The organism is Pseudochrobactrum lubricantis (assembly GCF_041929865.1).
Classification (GTDB): domain Bacteria; phylum Pseudomonadota; class Alphaproteobacteria; order Rhizobiales; family Rhizobiaceae; genus Pseudochrobactrum; species Pseudochrobactrum saccharolyticum.
Genome location: NZ_JBHEEE010000028.1, coordinates 1 through 5513, shown reverse-complemented (window position 1 = coordinate 5513; position 5513 = coordinate 1). Strand labels below are relative to the sequence as shown.

6 protein-coding genes are annotated in these 5513 nt (G+C 54.6%); all 6 read right to left on the bottom strand.

What is annotated here, in order from left to right; translation table 11 throughout:
• Nucleotides 1-96: 96 nt before the first annotated feature.
• A protein-coding gene (locus JNC80_RS19740) for an IS3 family transposase (protein ID WP_376711385.1) occupies nt 97-1250 on the bottom strand; the annotation gives its coding sequence in 2 pieces (ribosomal slippage) (nt 97-989 and nt 989-1250; 1155 coding nt in all).
• Nucleotides 1243-1563 (bottom strand): hypothetical protein, encoded by a 321-nt coding sequence (locus JNC80_RS19735; protein ID WP_376711384.1) that lies wholly within the window; start codon nt 1561-1563, stop codon nt 1243-1245. Before JNC80_RS19735 ends, JNC80_RS19740 begins: the two co-directional genes overlap by 8 nt.
• Nucleotides 1564-1680: 117 nt before the next feature.
• On the bottom strand, nt 1681-2892 hold the full coding sequence (gene nhaA / locus JNC80_RS19730) for a Na+/H+ antiporter NhaA (RefSeq protein WP_376711383.1): 1212 nt from the start codon (nt 2890-2892) through the stop codon (nt 1681-1683).
• Nucleotides 2893-3112: 220 nt separating this feature from the next.
• Nucleotides 3113-4333 (bottom strand): MFS transporter, encoded by a 1221-nt coding sequence (locus tag JNC80_RS19725; protein WP_376711382.1) that lies wholly within the window; start codon nt 4331-4333, stop codon nt 3113-3115.
• Between the two features lie 126 nt (nt 4334-4459).
• Nucleotides 4460-5002, bottom strand: a complete 543-nt coding sequence (locus tag JNC80_RS19720) for an NYN domain-containing protein (protein WP_376711381.1) — start codon at nt 5000-5002, stop codon at nt 4460-4462.
• A gap of 38 nt (nt 5003-5040) precedes the next feature.
• Nucleotides 5041-5388 (bottom strand): TraR/DksA family transcriptional regulator, encoded by a 348-nt coding sequence (locus tag JNC80_RS19715; RefSeq protein ID WP_376711380.1) that lies wholly within the window; start codon nt 5386-5388, stop codon nt 5041-5043.
• Between the last annotated feature and the right edge of the window lie 125 nt (nt 5389-5513).

Sequence of the window (5513 nt, the reverse complement as noted above, 5' to 3'; positions counted from 1 at the left end):
ACACATGCCTGCACTCGACCAGCTTGTCAGAAATATCAAAAAACATCTTGCCAAACGGAGGCCGTCCACACATGCCCCGCTTTAGTGGAGAGACTTTCACTCAGCGAATGCGTTGTTGGCCTCGAATGCTATTGGCGACTTATATCCGAGCGCTGAATGTCGCCGGATTGGATTATAGAAGCCATCAATGTATCGGCCAAGGGCTTTTTCAGCAACCGCTCGCGTTTGGAAACTCGTACGCCAGACCATCTCTGATTTGATTGTTTTAAATACGGCTTCGACCATCGCATTATCATAACAATTCCCTTTAGCGCTCATTGATGCGACGATGCCGTGACTGGCCAATCGTTCTCGATAGTCATAAGAACAATATTGGCTGCCCCTGTCCGAATGCTGGATCAGCCCGGCGGGTGGCCTGCGAAGAGCAATCGCACGATTTAAAGCCGTCAATGCCAGATCTTTTTTGAGCCTGTCACTTGTTGCCCATCCAACAATACGCCGTGAGAATAAATCCAGCACAATTGCCAGATAAAGCCAGCCCTCAGCGGTCCAGATATAGCTGATATCAACACCCCATTTCTGATCTGGGCCAGTGCATGCAAAGTCCTGATCAAGAAGGTTGGGGGCAATGAGACCACTATGGTTGCTGTCTGTTGTCTTCTTGTAGCGCCGTTTTTGTAAGGCTTTCAGCTTATTATCCCTCATAAGCCTGGCAACGCGATGACGGCCAACATTAATACCAGCCTCCTGGAGTTCCACATGCATGCGTGGAGATCCGTAGGTTTCATGCGATGCCTTAAACTGAGAGCGTATATGGGCCAATAAGATCATATCCCTATTCTGCCGGGAACTGGCTGGACGTCCTCTCCATGCAAAATAGCCACTTTCACTGACACTAAGAACTGAGCAGAGCCGACAGACGGGGAATTCCTTCTTCGCATCATCGATGAATTTAAACCTCATCGACTTCCCTCCTTGGCGAAAAAAGTTGCAGCGCGTTTTAATATCTCGCGTTCCTGCCGAAGGATCTCGTTTTCCTTACGCAGTCGCACCAATTCTTTAGTCACATCCTCGTGTGGTCCAGACAGAAGATCTGCCTCATGAAACTGCCGTTTCCAGCGCGCCAGTGTAGAGAGCCCAACACCAAGGTCTGCCGCGACCTGGCTGATTGTCCGCCCGCTAGTTGCAATCAACCGGACGGCCTCCTTCTTGAAATCATCCGTAATAACGGGGCGTTTGCTTTTACTCATAGGGTTCTCCTGTTGACTCAAATGTTAACAGAAAATCCCTCCATTTTATCCGGGCAAGTCCAACATTGAGGTGAGATCCATGGCGGGAAAGCAAGCCGCGACGAATGTGGCGACGTTTCTGCTCTGGCGTCCGGAATGCGACATCTGCTGACAAGCGGTTGCATTCACGGCAGATTGGGACATCCGGATCACGTCCAATCGTGCGAGTCACCTGAAAGATCATGCCAAAGGCGGCGCTTGGAATGTTGGTGTCGATCGTCTCGGCATTCATGCCGCAGTAGAAACAGATGTGTTCGACGATGACCTGCCGCAAAAAGTCGCTATAGAGATTACGCGTATTCGAGATTGTTCAATCTCCCATGCTGGAGGGGCGAGGATCCGGGCTCAAGGAGGACGCAATGCGGAAATGGCAAGAGGCTTTCGGCCTGCTTCAGGCGGCCTTGAGCTCCGGCACCCGTCGATCGGACAGCCTCAGCAAGATGTATCCGCTCAGGCCCGCAATGATTGAGCCGCCGAGAATGCCAAACTTTACCCGATCCTGCATGTCAGGATCTTCGAATGCCAGCAGTCCGATGAAGAGGCTCATCGTGAAGCCAATACCGCAAAGCAGCGATACGCCGAGTGTCTGACCCCAGCTTGCGGCTGCCGGCAGCTCTGCCAGTCCAGTTCGAACCATGATCACGACAATGCCGAAAATGCCAATCAGCTTTCCCACGACGAGGCCTGCGCCGACACCAAGGGTCAATGGATCGACCAGGGTCGCCGGTGTCACGCCCGTGAAGGAAACCCCGGCATTTGCGAAACCGAAGATCGGGACGATCAGGAAGGCGACAGGTTTGTGCAATGCGTGCTCCAGCTTGTGGAGCGGAGATACCGCAGGCGACGCTTCGGGGGTTCCAGGCGTGAGGCGAATTGGTATCGTCAGCGCCAGGATGACGCCGGCCAGCGTTGCGTGAATGCCAGACATGAGGACCAGCACCCATAGCACGGCGCCGAGGACCAGGAATGGCCACAGGCGCATCACACCGAGGCGATTGAAGATCACCAGATTTGCAACGACAAGGGCAGCGCCCGCCAGCGCGTACAGGTTGACATCGGCGGTGTAGAAAAGGGCAATGACGATCACCGCACCCAAGTCATCAATGATCGCGAGCGTTGCGAGAAAGATCTTCAGGGAGGCGGGCACTTTTGGTCCCAAAAGTGAGAGGACACCAAGGGCGAATGCGATGTCGGTTGCCGACGGAATGGCCCAGCCACGCAGGGCCGCCGGATTGTCATAGTTGAAGGCGACGTAGATCAGGGCCGGGACCACCATGCCACCGGCAGCAGCAGCGCCTGGCAAGACACGGCGGCTCCAGCTCGACAGTTGTCCATCCAGCATCTCGCGCTTGATCTCGAGGCCGACCAGCAGGAAAAACACAGCCATCAGCGCATCGTTGATCCAATGCTGAATGCTCAAAGGGCCAAGATAGACGTGCAGTGCGGCAAAATAGCTATCGGCGAGAGGTGAATTGGCAACGATGATTGCCAACAGCGCCACGCCCATAAGCACGAGCCCGCCGGACGCCTCATTGTCGAGAAACTGACGAAGGGTCGAGTTGATACGGCCACGCAACGGGCGGGCTGGTTGAAGTTTAGACATAGGTCGGCGTCCTCTGTTTTAAGAGTTTTTCTTGTTCTCCGTAATAGGGGGAAGCCCTGGCGCACGCAGCACACGCCATAGTGTTCATTATATTCAGGAATTCCGTTGATAGCCAGCGAAACCGGCATCCAACTATCCGAAAAGCGACGAGTTACGGGATGAAGTTATCTGTGCTGGCTTGAGTCGCATCAATTTTAAGGATAAAATCGTTGTGACTTTTTCATATATCGTGAGCAACTTTCTCAGTCGACTTAAGCCTTCCCTTCAGTGTCAACGCAGACGCAGTCAACGTGTAAACGCAGCACCCGAGCGCTTGCCAAGTAAGAGGGATCCCGGCGTCAATCAACAGGCCCATCATGATTGGTGACGCTCCGCTGGCGACAACCATCCCCGCCTCGACAGAAGAGCGCACGCGGGCGAGTTCTCGCGTTCCAAACAGATCGACCCAGAGAGCTGTCGCCAGCGTAGAACCAAGAGCCATCGAAACTGCCATGAAAATCATGTAGACGGGCGCTATCCATGGTGCGCTAACAAGACCGAGAACAAGCATTGCTAGGGCCAGCGGTAACAAAAATACGGATAGCAGACTCTTCGGTCCTATTCTGTCAATGATAGGTCCAGTGACGACCAAGGCGATCGCCTGGGCGATGGCAAAGGCGGCAAAGCTTGCGGCAACCGTGGAAATGTCCCAGCCCTTCTGCTCGGCAAGACGCGCCTGATGAAAGAAAAAGCCGGTGACAATGAACGGTCCCGCGAGCAATGCGGGCAGTGTCAGCAGGAGCCGTGCATCGCACCAGAGTGCCTTGGCCTTCTCATCGCCTTTGCGAGGCTTATCTTTCCGGCTGCGAATTGCCTGGTCGCCTTGTCGTGGCAGAAACAGCAAGGCGACCGATACGCCGGCGACAACGAGACCCGCGTTGATCATCCAGGCGGTGCGCCAGCCAAAATGTTCCATCATAGTCACTCCGGCGATCGGAAAAAGGCCTTGTGCAACGGATAGACCAAGCGCGATGAGACTGAGCGCCTTTCCGGCATCCTGAGGGAATGCGCGCGCCGTCGCAGTCAATGCGGTGTGCGTCATCAACCCCTGTCCACCAAGACGTAAAAAATAGAAGGCAACCGCGAGCATGACGAAATTAGAACTAACGGCAACGAGAACACAAGCCGTGGCGAGAAGCAAGGCCACGCACCATGTGAAGCGGCGCACGGTCGTGTAGTCGATCAACCGGCCAGCCCAGGTCAGGGTCAATGCGCTAAGCAAGGTACCAGCTGCATAGGTTGCCCCGAGGCCACCGTCGCTAAGGATGAAAGTTTCACGGAAGTACGAGCCAGACACCGAGACAAAATAGGTCTGCCCAAAGCTAGAGAGCGCCATTAGAAGGGCGCCGAACAGGAGTTGCTGCCAGTTGACCTTGGCGAACCCAATGTAGGACCGGACCATTTCTCGTCATCCAAAGCGGTGCCCGCCCGAGGCCGAGAGCCGGGACGTTTCAAGATTATGGGGAAGGGATTGGACTTGCCATTGCAACAAGCATTAGCGCGGCACCAGACCCTGCGTGAACCGTAGTTAGTCTTTTTCCGATGACCTTGAGCCTGATTTCTCTACCGCCAATTCCCCAACCAAAGTAGCCAGTTCGACGAAACTGTTCGCTGCTTTTATGAGAATCGACGGCGGCGCAATGGTATTGGGGGCGTTTAAGGTAGAGATCAACGTCACCTTGATGTCGTAGTCGCGTAATACCTCAAGCATTGGCAGAAGCTTCGCGTCACCAGCGACGAGCACAACATGGTCGCCCGGTTCAGCGAGAAGAATCGCATCAACTGCGATCTGAACGAGGTTGGTACCATATCGTTCGCGTGGCTCACCCTGCTTATGGGTGCGGCCTTTGATGGCAAAGCCGTTGTGCTCCAGCCATCCAAACAGGGAGCGCAGGCGTTCAGCTTCATCGTCGTCGCGGGCGTCACGATAATAGTTCGCTTGGCTGATCGCTGAGCCTCCGCTGGCAACAACTGCCAGCTTTTTCAGATCAAGAGGGGTCTCAAATACCGATCGCAAGCGGTCGTAGTGACTTCCATCAACTAAAAAGTATGTCTGCTGTTGTCGCGACATAATCACTCCTTCCAAATCTCATATCTTGGGAATGTCATCTAAGGCGCACAGCGTACGCAGGCAACGAAGGTTGGATCGACCTCCAGCCGTCGAACGGTGATCGCTTCACCACATTCGGCACAATATCCGAACTCGCCATCGCGAATCCGGGATATAGCTTGTTCCATCGCGATCTTACGGTACTGACGGCGCCGCGTGATGTCCTCGGCCATGGCTTTCCTTTGCAACGCGTCCATACGGGAAAGCCTGCCCACGCTCTGCTGGTCCAGCTCAACAGGCACACAGTATTCCCGGCTTTCATCGATCAGCCGAACCGTCTCGATCAGTTCTTCCCTAAGGCGTTTCTTAAACGCTTCCAGAACGGCCGGATCCTCGATGGTCTTCATGATGTCCCTCCGAATAGGAGGGCGGGCAAACGGCCCGCCCGTTCGTTCTCAGCGAAACAGTACGACCGGCACTTTGCAGGACCGGATCATCTCGGTTGTTGTTGAGCCGATGAAGAGGTTGCGCA